Origin of the sequence: Pseudocalidococcus azoricus BACA0444, assembly GCF_031729055.1 — a bacterium.
Taxonomy (GTDB): Bacteria; Cyanobacteriota; Cyanobacteriia; order Thermosynechococcales; family Thermosynechococcaceae; genus Pseudocalidococcus; species Pseudocalidococcus azoricus.
Genome location: NZ_JAVMIP010000005.1, coordinates 73,149 through 89,739, shown reverse-complemented (window position 1 = coordinate 89,739; position 16,591 = coordinate 73,149). Strand labels below are relative to the sequence as shown.

Below are 16,591 nucleotides of genomic sequence, written 5' to 3'. Positions count from 1 at the left end.
TAGTTTCCCTTGGTTTTGACCTCGGATATTTATAGGAGATACCTCAGGTTATGGCAGACGCTTTAACGAAAATTGGCGGCTATGTTAGCAGCAGTGGGGCCGAAATTGCCGCCTTTGATCCGGGCAGCGATCGTCTTTTTGTGGTAGCTGGGGACGGGGTGGAAATTATTAACCTGGCGGATCCCACCAATCCCAGCAAAACTACTGATTTAGCTCTAGATACCAGCACATTACCCAGCGGATTTAACCTTGTTCCCAACAGTGTCGCGGTGGGTAAAGTGGGCACTATCAGCGCAGGAATTGTGGCGGTTGCCCTGGCAGTCCGGGATACCCTGAATAACCAACAGGCCGGAGAAGTACAGTTCTTCCGAGCGTCAGATGGGAGTTTCTTGGGCAAGGAGTCCGTAGGATATTTGCCTGATATGGTGACCTTCACCCCCGATGGTACTAGGGTGTTAACTGCCAATGAAGGAGAACCGAACGAAACCTACACCAGCGATCCCGAAGGTTCCGTTAGCATTATTGACATTTCTGGTGGCATCGCAACAGCTACCGTACAAAATGCAACCTTCATGGCCTTTAATGCCCAACAGGCCAGCCTAGAAGCCGCCGGGATTCGTATTTTTGGGCAGATTTTTAATGATGCAGGCGAAGTAGTCCGTGACTCTACAGTTGCAGAAGATGTAGAGTCGGAATACATCACCTTCAATGGAGATGGCACTAAGGCTTGGGTAACGTTGCAGGAAAACAATGCCTTTGCTGTAGTGGATATTGTCACGGCAACCGTAGAGCAGATTATCCCCCTAGGTTTTAAAGACCATAGTTTACCGGGCAATGGCCTGGATGCCAGCGATCGGGATGTGGATGGCAGTAGTGGGGCGGGGGGAAAGATCAATATCCAAAATTGGCCCCTTTTGGGAATGTATCAACCCGATGCAATCGCGTCCTATACCCTGGGCGGGCAAACCTACTATGTCACCGCTAACGAAGGAGATGCCCGGATTCGCCCGACAGATAATGAAGCAGCCCTCGACTTATTAGGTCTGGAAGAAGGGGATATTTTCAACGAAGAAATTAGAGTGCGTGATGTAACCCTTGACCCTACAGCTTTCCCCAACGCCGAGACCCTACAGGGAAATATCAACTTAGGGCGCATTAACATTACCAACACCCAAGGCGATATCGATGGGGATGGAGACTTTGACCAACTCTATTCCTACGGTGCCCGTTCCTTCTCGATCTGGGACAGTAATGGAAACCTGGTGTTTGACAGTGGTGATGACTTTGAACAAATTACGGCTGCTGCTTTCCCTGACTTCTTCAACGCGAGCAATAGCAACAACACCCTCGATAATCGGAGTGACAACAAAGGGCCAGAACCCGAAGGAGTTACAGTCGGAGCGGTCGGTGGACGTAACTATGCCTTCATTGGCTTGGAACGGATTGGCGGGGTCATGGTCTATGACGTAACCGATCCTACCGCCCCTATATTTGTGCAGTATCTCAACAATCGAGACTTTACAGCAGACCCTGAATCCGGTGCGACCGACTCCGGCCCGGAAGGATTATTGTTCATTCCTGCTGCGGACAGTCCCAATGGTGAAAACCTATTAGTCGTCACCAATGAAGTTAGTAAGACGGTGAGTGTAATGGAGTTCAACCCTCCTCCGTCTCCGTTTACCCTGCAACTGCTCCACGTCACGGATCAGGAGGCAACAACCCCTAACTCGAATATCACCAATCTGTCAGCAGTCCTTAATGCTCTGGAAAATCAGGATGCAGATGGAAATGGTGCGGCGGACTATACCAACACCCTACGCCTCTCTTCCGGTGATGCCATCATTCCGGGACTGTTCTATGATGCTTCCGGCCCCGTCTTCGGCTCGCGTGGGATTGCCGATATTCAGATTCAAAATGAACTGGGTTTTCACGCAATTGCTTTTGGGAACCACGAATTTGACTTTGGTACCGCAGCGATTGCTGGCCTGATCAGCGGTTCTACACCGGGTAGTCTTTTTGGGGCTGACTTTACCGGGACAAACTTCCCCTACCTCTCTAGCAACCTCGATTTTTCTACCGACCCTAGCCTTGCGCCTTTGGTCGTACCAGGTGGGCAAGCTCCCCAGGCCAATACAGTCACGTCCTCAGTGATCATTGATGTCAATGGAGAAAATATTGGGGTGATCGGAGCTACTACCCCTACCCTAGCTAGCATCTCTTCTCCGGGCGGTCTCACTATTACACCCAGTCCGTTTAACTCCACACCCACAGATGAGCAAATTGCTGCTCTGGCCGCAGAGATTCAGCTTGAAGTGGATACCCTACTGGAAGCGAATCCCAGACTGAACAAGATTGTGCTGTTATCCCACATGCAGCAGATCGAGATTGAATTTCGTCTGGCTCAACTCCTAGAGAACGTGGACATTATTGTGGCGGGTGGGTCTAATACCCGTCTATTTGATGAGAATGATCGCATCCGGCCTGGAGATAGCCACCAAGGTGAGTATCCTCGCTTCATTGCTAATGCGGGCGGCACTCAAACCGCTGTAGTCAACACCGATGGCAGCTATAAGTATGTAGGCCGTTTAGTCATTGAATTTGATGCTGCGGGTAACATCATCCCTACAAGCTATGACCCCACGGTTTCTGGTGCTTATGCCACAGATGCAGAAGGGGTAGCTGCTCTTAATGCTGAAGATCTGGTTGATCCGGAGATTCAAGCAATTGTCGAAGCGATTGAAGCCCAGATCATCACCACCGAATCTAACACTCTCGGAATTGCGGATGTGTTCCTCAACGGTAATCGCTCCGGTACTGGCACCAGCACTGATCCGGACGGGATTCGTACCCAAGAAACCAACCTAGGAAATTTGACCGCCGATGCTAATTTAGCAGAAGCGAAGAAAACCGATCCGACAGTTATTGTTTCCATCAAGAACGGGGGTGGGATTCGGGACTCAATTGGTGAAATTATTGTTCCTCCCGGTGGAACTGCTGCTGTGCGTGGCCCCAACACAGAACTAGTGGATAGTGAAGGCAATGTTATCAAGCCCGAAGGCGGTATCAGTCAAACGGATGTACAGTCTGCCCTGGCCTTCAATAATGACCTAGTGCTGCTGACCCTGACCAAAACAGAGTTACTCGCCATACTAGAGCATGGTGTCGCTGCGCTGCCGAGTGCTAACGGTCGCTTTCCCCAAATCGCTGGTGTGAAGTTCTCCTTTGACCCCGATCAAGAGCAAGGAAATCAGATTCAGAATGCAGGTATCTTTGACGATGAAGATAACCTGGTGGCTGAACTGCTGCGAGATGGACTACTGGTCGGTGATCCGGAGGAAACTTTCCGTATTGTCACCCTAGGCTTCCTTGCGGCCTCTAACTTTGATAGCAATGGCAACTTTATCGGCGGCGGGGATAGCTACCCCTTCCCAAACTTGAACACTGACCCGACTAAGGGTGCTCTTGGCGATCCTGCTGTGATTGAACGGGTTAACTTGGTGGAACTGGATGCCGCAGGAATCAAAACAGGTAACGCCACCTTCGCTATTGATGGTACGGAACAAGATGCCCTGGCAGAATACCTGCTGGACAACTTTGCTACGGTTGACACGGCCTTTGATCAAGCAGATGTTGGCCCTGAGTTAGACGATCGGATTCAAAACCTCAACTTCCGGGCAGATACGGTATTCGAGGGAACTGCGGAAATTGATTTGGAAAATAGCAATGAAGAGAAGGGAGTCATTGCTCTCACCAGTCCTTTACTCCTGAGCTTCCAAGCAATTACGACCAACACATCCTTTGTGAATGAACTAGTGGTCTTCAAGGTTGAGGATAGTCAAGGTCGGGTTGCCAACGGTGATGGCAGTATCGTTAGTCCTGATGATCAGGGAAACTATTTAGCAGCTATTCTCAATGCCAACACGACCAGGGTTGTCCTTTCATCCCTCAACAGTTCAGATGATTTACCCAATGACTTCCTCAGTGCGTTTGGGAATTTGGAGGGTTTGAGCAGTGAACTCTTGCTTGACTCTGCCGCCAGACTCGGTTTTATGCTGGTGGTTGGTGGCACTTTGGATGATCTGAGGGCAGGGAAGGATCGGGATGTTCTCCTCTCTACCCAAGATGAGGCGCAATTAACTGACCTGAGCAACAACGAATTTTCCCTGGTATTTGGTGAAGGTGGTAGTAGCTCTAATGACCTCATCTTTAATGTCAGCACCTCCAACTTTGATAACACGATCAATCTAGCGAATGAAGCTGATCGAGTAGGTCGTAACGTGGCTATCAATGGTGCAACTATTGAGGCAATCGATTTAGTGAACTTGAACTTTGATACCAATGGAGATGGCATCGCAGATGACCTGACTGGTCGAACAGCTAATGTTGGGCTAACGTTTTATCGAGAAGCTGCTTACGATAACTTGATTGGCTTTTATATTGCGGATGCTGTTACGGGTGCGGTTAATGGAGTTCTTCCCACAGGCGATCCTCTTGCTTATGCTCAGGCTGCTTTTGATAATGCCGTTGCTAGTTTCAATGCGCCCCTTAACGAGAGCAAGCTGGACATTAGTCTCCAAAATCTTGCCTTTGGCAACCTGATTCTGCCCTTTATCATTTCCAATGGCACAACACCTAACGCTGACTTCAGCAATATGTACATCCCCTTCCTAAGTCTTAATCAGGATGGAATAGACCACATTCGTCTATTGGGAAGTGGCGTGTTTGGCTTTGAGGATTTGCCTGGTGGTGGTGATCAGGACTTTGATGACATCATTGCTCAAATTACAACGGTTACGGTTAACCCCTAGAAAACTTATACCCTAGTCCTGCTTTGGACGAGAGCGTATCAATACGGCGTTTCATAGTGGTGCTTTGCCCTGTTGCAATTCAAACAACTGCTATCCCCATTTTGACCAGCCCTACAGACAGATGGGAATCGATTAAGTTTCTAGTTTTACATCTGTTTTCTTATTGTTCTGGCTTAGTGGCTGGGGAAGGAGGTAAATCGGAAAGTAGAACAAACTCAAGATTTTGTGAACGGATTTGGGCAGCAGGTTCATCATAGAAAAAGTTGAGGAGGACATAGCGGCGGCCTTGGGTGACAGGGGTAGCTTCGTGGAGGAGGGAACAGGAAAAAATCACAGCTTCACCAACGCCAGGCCGATAGAGGTGAGGCCCAAATTCGGGAAACCGCAGATACCCCCCTTCATAGTCACCCGTGTTCAGATTGAGGGTCATGGCAAAACGGCGGTGAGCGGTGCCTTTGGTAGTATCATCTCGATGGCGATTAAAAAATCCCTGGCTTTCCTCCTCATAACAGGCCACCAGGTATCGTTCAAAGCGGGTTATGTCAAACTGAAAGGCTTTGCGAATTTCCGGGCGCAGACGGCGGGCCATTAAGGCATTGAGGTGGGCCAGCAATTGTTCATCCGTAATCAGTAAATCTCGTCGCCGCTTAAAGCCATCATCCATAATTTCTACAGTTTTGCCATCCACTTGTCGCATAAATCCAGAGGGCCGACCGCCATCCGCTTCATAGAGGGCAATTAGTTTTTGACAAAGGCTAGGTTCAAGAACATGGGGGACAAATAAAACTGGGGCCTGGGGCGTGGCAATAGTTAAGGGCGGGTCTGGGGGGAGTTTCCGGGCAAGATCAACAATTTGGGCTGGAAAATTGGCTTGGCCTTGGATGGGAAAAATTCCGACAATTTGCAGCCGTTGACTCAGGATAAAAGCTTGAGGATGATATTGGTCTTGCCCTTTTTTATCGGTTTGAATCACCCCATATAGGCGGCTCACATCTTGCTCAAAATCCCAAAGAAATTTGCAATAGCCATTAGGATCAACCAGGGACTGGAGGGGCTGATCATGGGGGTCAATACTGATGATAAAAAGAGGGATGCGCTCGGTGGCTAGTTCGGTTTGGAGAGTCAGAAACCCTTCTAAAACCCGCTTGATGGTTGGCGCACTGCAATGACCTAAGAACAGCAAAATTGTCCGATGACCGCCCACTGTATCAATGTTGTATTGGGGATTAACGGAACTGGGTAAGGTAAACCAGGGGGCGGGTTCACCAAGGAGAAGTCTGGCCATAGTCAACTGCTGCAACGTTAGGACAGGGAGTTACGACCGAACCAGTCGGATAAATCTACATTACCACCGCTTAAAATGACTCCAATTCGTTGTCCAGCCCAGGCCCCAGATGTAGCGAGTTCTAGGAGGGCAGCGGTGGCTAAGGCTCCGGTGGGTTCAACAACCAGTTTCAGATAGGTTCCCAGAAAGCGCCAGGCCTGGACAATGACCGCTTCTGATACGGTTAACATCTGATCCACGGTTTCTAAAACAATGGGAAAGGTATAGGTTCCTAAGCTAGGGGTTCTGGCTCCATCGGCAATTGTGGGGGGATTCAACACGGTTTGAAGTTGACCACTATAGAAGGAACGGGTCGCGTCATCAGCCAATTTGGGTTCTACGCCAATCACGCGACAGGTTGGGACAAACTCCTTTAAGGCAATGGCACAGCCAGACAGGAGTCCGCCACCCCCACAACAGATTAAAACTACATCTAAAGCATCAACGGATTGCAAAAGCTCTAGGGCCGTGGTTCCTTGTCCCGCAATGACATGGGGATGATCGTAGGGCGGAATGATGGTCAGGTTGCGTTCCCTAGCCAATTGTTGTCCAAGGCTTTCACGGGTGGTCTGGTTGCGGTCATAGAGAATAATTTCGGCTCCATATTGCTGAGTTGCAGCTAATTTGACAGCAGGGGCATCGGTAGGCATGACAATGGTGATGGGGATTCCTAAGAGTTTTCCGGCAAGGGCAAGGGCCTGAGCATGGTTTCCAGATGAGTAGGTTAAAACTCCCTGTTGTTGTTGGCTGTCAGTCAGTTGACAAAGGGCGTTGTAAGCTCCTCGGAATTTGAAGGAACCTGTCCGTTGAAAATTTTCACACTTAAAGAAAACTTGGGCTTGGGTCAGGGTATCAACGGTTTGGGAGGTGATGACAGGGGTGTGATGGGCAATGGATTGGAGGCGATGACTGGCCTGGAGGATATCAGCAGCAGTAACAGCTTTGGAAATAGGAGCCATGAATGGGTTGGGACTTAATCGGTTGTGCATCCTAGCTTACGATCACATTAATCACCCAAGGTGCGGATATATTTGTGAGCCAAAAAATTGTTGATCAATTGCTGGGCAACTATGGGCGGTTTGGGGTGCGCTTGGGGTTAGAAACCATCCAGGCCCTCCTCAAGGAACTTGGCAATCCCCAGGCCCATGTGCCGATCATTCATGTTGCGGGTACAAATGGCAAAGGGTCGGTTTGTGCCTATCTATCGGCCATGTTGACCGCAGCCGGTTATCGCGTGGGTTGTTATACCTCCCCCCATTTGGTGGATTGGACAGAACGGATCAGCCTGAATCAAGCGGCCATTGCTTCCAAGGATTTGGTCACGCTCTTGGAGGATGTAATTGCTGCTACCACTGCCTTAGAGGAAAGTCCGACCCAGTTTGAAATCATTACGGCTGTGGCCTGGCTGTATTTTGCCCGCCAAAAGGTAGATATTGCTGTCATTGAAGTGGGACTAGGGGGGCGGTTAGATGCGACCAATGTGTGTGATTTGCCCCTTGTGACTGTAATTACTTCGATCGGTCGGGATCATTGGCAGCGTTTAGGCCATACCTTGGCGGAAATTGCGACAGAAAAAGCTGGCATTCTTAAGCCCCACCGCCCTGCCATCATTGGCCCCATGCCGACTGTGGCCCAAAGTGTGATCCTCGAACGCGCCCAGGCCCTCCATTGTCCGATCCTCACCCCTGCACCAGCCGAATATCTGAGTGGGATTTTTACGCAACAGGCCTGGGGAATGTGGCGCGACTATCGGTTCCCCCTCCCCTTAGCGGGTGATGTGCAACTGGTGAATGCGGCCTTAGCCCTAGCCACGATTGACTGCTTAAAGTCTCAAGGTTGGCAGATTTCTGACCAGGCCGTCACCACGGGGATGGCCAAAACTCGCTGGCCAGGACGGTTACAATGGCTGGTCTGGCGGGGACGACAAATCCTCCTAGACGGGGCCCACAACGAACCAGCCGCCCACCTACTCCGGCAATATTTAGATCAACAGGGCCTCGCTCCCGTCACCTGGATGATCGGAATTCTCGCCAGCAAAGATGCCCAAGCCCTTCTCACCGCCCTCTTACGCCCCCAGGATCATCTTCATCTCGTTCCCATCCCAGGCCATGATGCCTTCAACCCAATGGAGTTAAAAACCCTAGCCGAAACGATTGGCCATGATTTGCCCGTGGTGATGACCCATCCTGATTTAGCCACTGCCCTCCAGGCCACCCACACCCCACACCCCACACCCCAGCCCCTCGTTTTAACGGGGTCTCTTTATTTGATTGGTGAATTCCTGAGAGAGAAAAATAGGCTGCTTGAATCCATGCCTTAACCAGAAAATCATCGGGGAAGTTAGCCTAAAATACTCAACTCCAAGCTCTGTGAGATTTCTTCCAATAGGGCCAAGCTCCAGACAGAATTACCCGTCTCATCCAAGAGAGGACTATACACAGCTATGGCACCGGCCTGGGGAATAATAGCAACCATGGCTCCACTCACCCCTGACTTCATGGGTAGGCCAATTTGGGCCATCATTTGGGCCGAGTCTTCGTACAGTCCGCAGGTGAGCATAATCCCATTCACTAACTGCCGATGTTTGGGGCCAATCTGGGGATTTTTTCCCGCCAGAACCAGGCCAAGGGCCGCTAAATCGGTTACCGTTGTCCGTAAACAGCAAATTTGATTGTAACTATCCAAGACTAACTGGGGATGCTCAAAATGACCCGCCAAATTTAACAGGTGAGTAATTCCCCGATTTTGCCAGTTGGGATGGGCATTGACTTGGGCTAAAACCTGCTGATCAAGGACGAGTTGGGCCCCAGAGACCTGATTTAGCCATTGCCTGAAGGCTTCACATCTGGCAGTTGCGGACTCCCCCGGCAATAAACTCGCCAGACAAATAGCTCCACTGTTAATCATCGGATTACGGGGCCAGCCCTGATCAATTTCCAATTCCACCACCGAGTTATAGGGCCGGTCTGAGGGCTGCATCCCAACTTTTTGAAAAACGACTTCAGCCCCTAAGGTTTCCAGTAAGTAGAGTAATAAAAATGGCTTGACCACACTCATCAGCGGAAAGGTTGCCCCAGTAGTGCCCCAGGCCAAGTGATGATCATCGAGGCTGGCGACGGCAACAGTGGCTTCTTGGGGATCACTGGGTAAGCGTTCGAGTATTTTTCCGGAAAGTTTTTTACCTTGAACGGATTCTGCCCACCTCTCCAATTGCAACAGGTCAAGTTGATTTAACCGATCTCGAGATGTTATGGCCACAAACGTTTAGATTCCGGGCATCAAGTGCGACTCAGTTCTAACATACGCTGAATCGGTTTGCGGGCCGCCGCGGCAATGTTTGGGGGAACGGTAACTTCTGGAGACTGGTTCGCCATACAGTAATAGAGCTTTTCCAGGGTATTCAGCCGCATATAGGGACATTCATTACAATTGCAATTACTAATGGATGGGGCCGGAATATAGGTTTTCTCAGGGTTAGCCCGCTGCATTTGATGAATAATGCCTGACTCAGTGGCGACAATAAAGGTCTGTTCCGGGCTAGTTTGGGTATAGTGCAGCAGAGCAGTCGTTGAGCCAATATAGTCCGCATGGCGCAGAATGGCGGGTTCACATTCAGGGTGGGCAATCAGTTTGGCATCAGGATAGTCCAGGCCCAGTGCAATAATCCGTTTTTCGGAAAAAGTTTCATGGACAATACAACTGCCCTCCCAAAGCAGCAACTCTCGCCCGGTTTGGGCCATCACATAGCGGCCTAAATTACGGTCAGGGGCAAAAATAATCGGTTGATCCGTGGGAATCTGCTGGACGATTTTAACGGCGTTGGCACTGGTGCAGATAATATCACTGAGGGCTTTCACCTCTGCCGTGCAATTGATATAGGAAATGACTAGGTGATTGGGGTGGGCCGCCTTAAAGGCCGCAAATTCTGCCGCCGGACAACTATCCGCCAGAGAACAACCGGCATCTAAATCGGGAAGTAACACCTGTTTATCAGGATTCAAAATTTTGGCCGTCTCAGCCATGAAGTGTACCCCGGCAAAGACAATCACCTGAGCTGAGGTTTGGGCAGCCTGTTGGGATAACCCCAAAGAATCCCCGATGTAATCCGCCACATCCTGAATGCCTGGCTCCTGGTAGTAGTGGGCCAAAATCACCGCATTGAGTTCTGTCTTCAGGGCCTGGATCGCCGCAACTAAGGCCGGGGGATCGAGGGTTGGCCTGGGGGGAGCAAGGGTTGCAAACACAGGAGTGGGGGTGGGTAAAATTAGCTGTTTTTAATTATAGTAGTTTTTACCATAATCTACCTCTATTTGATCTGGACATAAGTCCCCCTAAACCCAGGCCAAAGATTTATCAATCTCAAACATGAAGTCAGGTCAAATAGATTTGTTACTATGGCTCTGGGCAAACGATTCCAGGCCTGGGGAACGCTCATCTCCGTAGATGTCGGAGAATTGTCCCCATCCCCCTTGAAGAGAACAGCCCCTAGAGATGATCTCGGCCGAAAATGACTTCACTGGATAGCACCAGCTCGTTTAAGGCTGTTTCAGGGTCGTTCTAGAATTGAGTTGGTGGTATGGCCCCTCCTCGCGGCATATCGGCAATCGTCATACCCGGTCTCTGGTCTTAGAACAGTCTCTGTAACGTTATATTCTGTGATTAGCCTCTGACTTCATTTCTGCCTCTCCCTTTCCTTAGCTGAGTGAACACCCATGACCAATACCCCTGTGCCAACCATTCAGAATCCGATCTCTCGCCCGGAAATTCCCCAAGAGCTAGGGGAGAATATCATCCTCACCTCCTTGAATGATGTTTATGACTGGGCCAGGCTTTCTAGTTTATGGCCCCTCCTCTATGGCACAGCCTGCTGTTTTATTGAATTTGCCGCCATGATTGGCTCTCGGTTCGACTTTGACCGCTTTGGCTTAGTTCCCCGATCCAGTCCCCGCCAGGCCGACCTAATCATTACCTCCGGGACGATCACCATGAAGATGGCCCCAGCCCTTGTCCGCCTCTATGACCAAATGCCTGAACCCAAATATGTGATTGCCATGGGAGCTTGCACCATTACTGGGGGGATGTTTAGCTCGGATTCCTACTCGGCCGTGCGGGGCGTTGATAAGCTGATTCCCGTGGATGTGTATTTGCCTGGTTGCCCCCCCCGCCCAGAGGCAATTATGGATGCTATTGTCAAACTGCGGAAAAAAATTGCCAACGAGCATCTCAACGAGCGGGGAAATTTCCAACAGGCCCAACGTCTATTTACGGTTAAGCACGAAATGAAAGCCGTTGCCCCAATTTTAACTGGGGAATATCTCAATGCCGCCAGTCGCCAAGCCCCACCTCCAGAACTAGCCGCCGCCCTCAGTCAACCAGTTCCCGCCGCTTTAACCGCCGCCCCTGTGGATGTGCCGACCCAGGTTTAGGGAGACATCACTGACTTGTTTACTGACTACACTGGCCCATTGGCTTCTGGAGAGGGATAGCCCTGCCGATTACTCTGGAGTTAAGGGGTGTATCGGGTCGTTGTGATAGGGGCCAGGTCAGAGATAAACTGAGTTAACTGTGAATCAAAGACTCAGTCCATCCTCTGACCCTGATCCCGTTTCATATTCGCAATGAGACTTATGGGAGAGGGAAATCTCAAACCTGGCTGATTGTCCCCTGTTCTCCATTAGGATGGCTAAGGCGATTGTTACTCCTCGGCATCTTTAGCTAGTCGTCTTTAGGTTAGAGTTTTGTCCTCGCCTGACTTGTTTTCTGCTGCTGTCGATGGGGCTGAATCTCCCCTTAAGTTGTTGTTGTTTGTCGATCAACGGCCAGGAATGAAGGAGCGGGTGCAAGAAATTCAAGCCCACCTCCATTCTTTGCTCTCCCCCTATGGCTTTGACCTCAAGGTGATCTCAGTCTGTGAGCATCCCTACTTGGTTGAACATTTCAAGTTAATTGCCACCCCCGCCTTGGTAAAAATTAGCCCAGAACCCCGGCAAACCCTAGCAGGGCAAAAACTCCTGCAAAAAGTCGATCATTGGTGGCCCCGCTGGCAACAGGAACTAGAGAGCCAGGCTAATCGAGGCCGTGCGGAAACAGGCGCGATAGCCGCGTCCTTGAGCTACACCACTGAATTTATGCGGATGGCCGATGAAATTTTCCAACTTACCCAGGACATTGAAAGCCTCCGGGATCACCTTAAGTTTAAGGATCGGATTATTAGTCTGTTGGCCCATGAATTGCGAAATCCCTTAACTGCGGTGAGTTTAGCCCTGGAAACCTTAGATAACTATTGGCATCCAGAGTCAGAAACCGTCGCCAGCAAAATGGAACCAGCCACCCTGGATCGACTGCTCCACCATGCCCGCTATCAGACCACGGTGATTGAACACATGATCACAGATCTACTCTTGGCCGCCCGTGGCAGTAGCTCAACCTTGCATATTCATCCCCGCAAACTAGATCTCAATCATCTCTGTCGGGACGTGCTAGCAGATTTACGGGATAGTTTCATCCAAAAGAAACAGAAAATCACCACCGACCTCCCCAGTGATATTCCCCCAGTCCATGCGGATCGGGATCGGGTGCGCCAGGTGTTAGTCAATATTCTAGATAATGCCCATAAATACACGCCGGAAGGGGGGCAGATTCACCTCAGCGCGCTCCATCGCACCACTCAAAAAGTACAAGTTAGTATCTCCGATACCGGGCCTGGAATCCCCCGAGAACAGCAGGAGAAGGTTTTTGAGGAACAGTATCGCCTCCATGCCAACCCGGAAGTTGATGGCTATGGCATTGGTTTATCCCTATGTCGGGAAATTATTCGGGCCCACTATGGGCAAATTTGGGTTGATTCAACTGGACAAGGCAGTAATTTTCAGTTTACGTTGCCGGTGTATCGGGGATAGGGCAAGCCATTTGGGGACATTGACGGACTCATAAACTGAGCCTCAGCCTAGAGATAATGAGATACTTGCCCCGCAACGGCAATCAGGACTGTGACCATCAGGGCGTAACAATCTGGGCGGGAATCAGTCGGATCATAGGGGGAAACTGCAAAATTATGGGCTATTCCAGACCCGCGGGCGGCCATGGCCTGGTAAATCCGTTCTCCCCGTTCATAGGTACGAATAAACAAACTTCCAATGCTATGGCTGATTACTAAACGGATTGTTCCAGGAGTTGTCATTAAGTTCCGGGCCTGGGCGGCGCGATGGGTCGCTTGAAATTCTGAAATTAGCAATCCCAGATAGCGATACATCGCCCCTAAAACTCCAATCAGCAAGGGGGGAACCTTGAGGCGGGCCAGGCCGTGGATTAAATCACTGACGGAAGTTGTCAGGGTCAAAATATTCAAAAGTATCAGGGATAAAAGCATCTTGGCGGCCACACTGCCCATAATCACCAGGCCTTGGCTGGTAATGCGAATTAGCCCATAACTCCAAACCACATCCCCGCCACTGCGAAAGAGCGTCCCGAGGATAATCACATTCAAAAATAACAACTCCACCACCAGCCGCTTCCCCAACTCCCCCAGGTTAATCTGGCTCAAGATCACCAGGCCAAGGACAGCCAAACCGTACACTAACCAAGTCAGCCATTGGCCATTGGGGGTCAAGGCAATGGCAAATACACCCAATCCAGCACATAAAATCCGACCAGGAGGCGTTAAGGTTTGCCAGGGGGTTGAATTTACGGCGGCCTGGATTGGTAAAACCGAATGAATGTGGAGGAGCATGGGCGACAGCCAGAACAGTTTAGCTTTCAGGAGGGTCAGCGGGAGATTTTTGACTCGGAATCACCAGTTTTCCCAGGCCCCAAGCCAAGCCAAAGGTAATAAGAGTCCCAATTAAACCGGCTAAGGGCGTTGCTAGGCCTGTGGGGACACCCTGTAGGGCATATTCATCAAAGACTTGGGCAAAGGGTAACTGACGGGCGGGCGGGTTTTCATGGGCCTGGCGATCAAACTTCAAATCCTGGGCCACCCGATCTAAGCCATCGGGATCTCCACTGGCCAAGGGAGAAATAAACACAGCAATGACCAAAGCCGTCCCCAGGCCGGTTAACCAGACGAGACGATTTTTAGGCGGAGGATCAGATGGAGTCATAGGGCGTTACACAAACTGTCCTGAACAAATAGAAACCTAAGACCTAACGATTGATCAGTTTTTGCGGGCTGATTTTTGAGATGGCAGGATGGGGCTGGCGATAGCTGGATTGACCGGAGGCCGTAAGAATAGCTTAGAAAGCCCCAGAAAATTTCCCCGGAAATTACAGAAATTATTCATACTGCAAGGCTTTTTTGGGGCGATGGGGGGGATCAAAGAAGAGATCCGGACGAGTTTTCCAGATGTAGCTCAGGGCCATGACCGTAATAATGGCTTCTCCAATCCCAATCACGATATGCCACCCCAGCATCGCCACCAGGGCCACCTGTAATTGCACCGTTCCCGATAGGGCCAGCTCCAAAGCCACCACTAAGGCCGCCACCACCACACTCAGCCAACCCGCCACCGCCGCCCCAATGGCCATCCCCCGCCAGCGTTGGAAGCCAAACATTCGCCGTAAAATTAAATACACATAATAGCCACCGAAGGTACCAATTAAGCCCATGTTGACAATGTTGGCACCCAAAACCGTCAGCCCCCCATCTTGGAAAAACACGCTTTGAACAATAAAGACCACCGTCATCACCAATGTCCCGGCCCAAGGGCCCACCAGTACCCCCGCTAAGGTCCCCCCCAGCAAATGCCCAGAGGTGCCACCGGGAATCGGAAAATTAATCATCTGAACGGCAAAGATGAACGCCGCCACCACTCCCATCAGGGGAACAGTCCGGTCTTGGTAGCTCTCCTTGACCTGCCGCAGTGAAACTGCAATCAAGCCCAAGGCAATGACCCAATTCACTAAACTCACCGGCCAAGAGAGATAGCCATCGGGAATATGCATGGCCAACGGGCAAGGGAGGGGCAAGGCTAAACCAAACATGAGACATGACTCACAAAATTGAACCAGGCCAGTGGAGATACCCCTTTATGTCGGGGGATCACTCGAGTTGAGACTGGCCATCTCTGGGTAAGATAAGCTCTTTCACTCGTTAAATTCAATGGGGGCGGGGGGCATGGCCAGGGCGGCGAATCAACAGGCAATGGCGAGTGCCACCAGTCAAGGGGGTTTGCCAAGCCAGAACCTGTTCTAAAGTTGCCTGCCCATGACTGAGTTCTTTTTCCAGATCATGGTTATCACTCGCTTGAAATTGGCCCCGATAAAGGATGACTAAGCCCCCAGGTTTAACTAAGGGTAGGGCGAAATGCAAACATTGCTGAATATTCCCCACCGCTCGTACCAAAGCGAAATCAAAACTGGCCTGGGGGTGATAGTCTTCGGCCCGACTCCAAACCGCGTTCACATTGGTCAGACCTAAGAGTTGGGGCAAGGATTCCAAAAAACTGACCTTTTTGCGGCGTGCCTCTAGGAGCGTAACCTGCCAATCAGGTCGGGCCAGGGCCACGGGGATGCCCGGCACACCAGCCCCACTGCCAATATCCACCACCAATGCGCCCGGATTTAGGGCCAGATCCGTTAACCAAGGTTGTATCCCACTGAGGGCATCCCAAAGATGTTTTTCCCAGAAGTCCTTGGCATCGGTGATGCGGGTCAGGTTGAATTGGGAGTTGGCCGTCAGCATGGCCTGGTAAAAGGCGGCAAATTTTTGCTGTTGTTGTTCATTCGGTTGCCAGGCCAAGGTATTTTGCCAAATCTCGGCAGCGTTTGGTAAATCAGAAAACGGCACGATCTTTTCCCTGCATCATGAATATCCTACCCATAGACTTTCCTCTTTAGAAGAGGCTGGCAAAGTTTTTGAGAATGGTTAAGCCAGTGGTTGCGGATTTCTCCGGGTGGAACTGAACGGCCATCAGGTTATCTTGGGCAATGGCGGCAGTGACGGTCTGTTGGCCATGGGTGACAGTGGCGGCAGTCAGGTCAGGATGGGTAGGCGCAACATAAAAGGAGTGGACAAAATAGAGCCAAGGTTCTGGTTCCAAGCCCTGCCAAAGGGGGTGTTGGGGTTGACTGAGGTGAAGTTGGTTCCAGCCCATGTGGGGAATGGTTAAGTCGGGTTCGGCCTGGAAGCGATTGACGGTGCCGGCAAAAATACCCAGGCCGGGGGACTGTCCTTCCTCGCTTTTTTCAAATAAAATCTGCAAGCCGAGGCAAATGCCTAAAAATGGCTTTCCTTGGGCAATCACTTGGGGCAGGAGTTCGCCTAAGTTTCGCTTGTGGAGATGGGCCATGGCTGGATCAAAGGCCCCCACCCCGGGTAACACGACCGCTGCGGCATCCAGAATATCCTTGGCCTGATCCGTGACGATTGGCTCCACTCCGGCAAACTCCAGTCCCTTACAAACCGAGTGTAAATTGCCCATGTCGTAATCAATCACGGCCACTGTTTTCATGAAATCTTCCT

At 50.7% G+C, this 16,591-nt stretch carries 13 protein-coding genes; 4 read left to right on the top strand and 9 right to left on the bottom strand.

The genetic code is table 11. The annotated features are described in order from the left end of the window. Positions 1 to 50: 50 nt before the first annotated feature. Positions 51 to 4,808, top strand: coding sequence for a choice-of-anchor I family protein (locus tag RIF25_RS07445; RefSeq protein WP_322877920.1), 4,758 nt, complete (start codon positions 51 to 53; stop codon positions 4,806 to 4,808). 160 nt (positions 4,809 to 4,968) lie between these two features. On the opposite strand, the gene RIF25_RS07440 is transcribed toward RIF25_RS07445, so the two are convergent. Further along, a complete protein-coding gene (locus RIF25_RS07440; protein WP_322877919.1) occupies positions 4,969 to 6,093 on the bottom strand; it encodes a 2OG-Fe(II) oxygenase in 1,125 nt (374 codons plus the stop codon). Positions 6,094 to 6,110: 17 nt separating this feature from the next. After that, a complete protein-coding gene (locus RIF25_RS07435) occupies positions 6,111 to 7,121 on the bottom strand; it encodes a threo-3-hydroxy-L-aspartate ammonia-lyase (protein WP_322877918.1) in 1,011 nt (336 codons plus the stop codon). Between the two features lie 44 nt (positions 7,122 to 7,165). On the opposite strand from RIF25_RS07435, the gene RIF25_RS07430 reads away from it, so the two are divergent. Next, the gene (locus tag RIF25_RS07430; RefSeq protein WP_322877917.1) at positions 7,166 to 8,452 is read left to right on the top strand and encodes a bifunctional folylpolyglutamate synthase/dihydrofolate synthase; all 1,287 of its coding nucleotides are present in this window, start codon (positions 7,166 to 7,168) and stop codon (positions 8,450 to 8,452) included. Between the two features lie 20 nt (positions 8,453 to 8,472). Here RIF25_RS07430 and RIF25_RS07425 read toward each other — a convergent pair whose 3' ends face one another. Further along, complete coding sequence (locus RIF25_RS07425) at positions 8,473 to 9,390, bottom strand: glutaminase (RefSeq protein ID WP_322877916.1); 918 nt, start codon at positions 9,388 to 9,390, stop codon at positions 8,473 to 8,475. Positions 9,391 to 9,410: 20 nt separating this feature from the next. Further along, a complete protein-coding gene (gene nadA, locus RIF25_RS07420; RefSeq protein ID WP_322877915.1) occupies positions 9,411 to 10,376 on the bottom strand; it encodes a quinolinate synthase NadA in 966 nt (321 codons plus the stop codon). 468 nt (positions 10,377 to 10,844) lie between these two features. Here nadA and ndhK point away from each other — a divergent pair, with 468 nt between their 5' ends. Next, on the top strand, positions 10,845 to 11,558 hold the full coding sequence (gene ndhK / locus RIF25_RS07415) for a photosynthetic/respiratory NAD(P)H-quinone oxidoreductase subunit K (protein ID WP_322877914.1): 714 nt from the start codon (positions 10,845 to 10,847) through the stop codon (positions 11,556 to 11,558). 312 nt (positions 11,559 to 11,870) lie between these two features. Beyond that, positions 11,871 to 13,031, top strand: coding sequence for a histidine kinase (locus tag RIF25_RS07410; protein WP_322877913.1), 1,161 nt, complete (start codon positions 11,871 to 11,873; stop codon positions 13,029 to 13,031). A 47-nt stretch (positions 13,032 to 13,078) separates the two neighbouring features. On the opposite strand, the gene cbiQ is transcribed toward RIF25_RS07410, so the two are convergent. The 5 genes from cbiQ to hisH all read right to left on the bottom strand — a co-directional run bounded on the left by cbiQ (position 13,079) and on the right by hisH (position 16,580). Next, positions 13,079 to 13,861: a cobalt ECF transporter T component CbiQ gene (gene cbiQ, locus RIF25_RS07405; protein ID WP_322877912.1), complete on the bottom strand. Its 783-nt coding sequence runs from the start codon at positions 13,859 to 13,861 to the stop codon at positions 13,079 to 13,081. A gap of 19 nt (positions 13,862 to 13,880) precedes the next feature. Continuing rightward, positions 13,881 to 14,231, bottom strand: a complete 351-nt coding sequence (locus RIF25_RS07400) for a PDGLE domain-containing protein (protein WP_322877911.1) — start codon at positions 14,229 to 14,231, stop codon at positions 13,881 to 13,883. 172 nt (positions 14,232 to 14,403) lie between these two features. Further along, the gene (gene cbiM / locus RIF25_RS07395) at positions 14,404 to 15,111 is read right to left on the bottom strand and encodes a cobalt transporter CbiM (RefSeq protein ID WP_322877910.1); all 708 of its coding nucleotides are present in this window, start codon (positions 15,109 to 15,111) and stop codon (positions 14,404 to 14,406) included. Positions 15,112 to 15,226: 115 nt separating this feature from the next. Beyond that, positions 15,227 to 15,916: a 16S rRNA (guanine(527)-N(7))-methyltransferase RsmG gene (gene rsmG, locus RIF25_RS07390; protein WP_322877909.1), complete on the bottom strand. Its 690-nt coding sequence runs from the start codon at positions 15,914 to 15,916 to the stop codon at positions 15,227 to 15,229. 46 nt (positions 15,917 to 15,962) lie between these two features. Then, the gene (gene hisH / locus RIF25_RS07385) at positions 15,963 to 16,580 is read right to left on the bottom strand and encodes an imidazole glycerol phosphate synthase subunit HisH (protein WP_322877908.1); all 618 of its coding nucleotides are present in this window, start codon (positions 16,578 to 16,580) and stop codon (positions 15,963 to 15,965) included. Positions 16,581 to 16,591: the final 11 nt, after the last annotated feature.

Coding starts and splice junctions, on each gene's coding strand:
- RIF25_RS07445 (WP_322877920.1), top strand. CDS start 51: ATGGCAGACGCTTTAACGAAAATTGGCGGCTATGTTAGCAGCAGTGGG.
- RIF25_RS07440 (WP_322877919.1), bottom strand. CDS start 6,093: ATGGCCAGACTTCTCCTTGGTGAACCCGCCCCCTGGTTTACCTTACCC.
- RIF25_RS07435 (WP_322877918.1), bottom strand. CDS start 7,121: ATGCACAACCGATTAAGTCCCAACCCATTCATGGCTCCTATTTCCAAA.
- ndhK (WP_322877914.1), top strand. CDS start 10,845: ATGACCAATACCCCTGTGCCAACCATTCAGAATCCGATCTCTCGCCCG.
- cbiQ (WP_322877912.1), bottom strand. CDS start 13,861: ATGCTCCTCCACATTCATTCGGTTTTACCAATCCAGGCCGCCGTAAAT.
- RIF25_RS07400 (WP_322877911.1), bottom strand. CDS start 14,231: ATGACTCCATCTGATCCTCCGCCTAAAAATCGTCTCGTCTGGTTAACC.
- cbiM (WP_322877910.1), bottom strand. CDS start 15,111: ATGTTTGGTTTAGCCTTGCCCCTCCCTTGCCCGTTGGCCATGCATATT.
- hisH (WP_322877908.1), bottom strand. CDS start 16,580: ATGAAAACAGTGGCCGTGATTGATTACGACATGGGCAATTTACACTCG.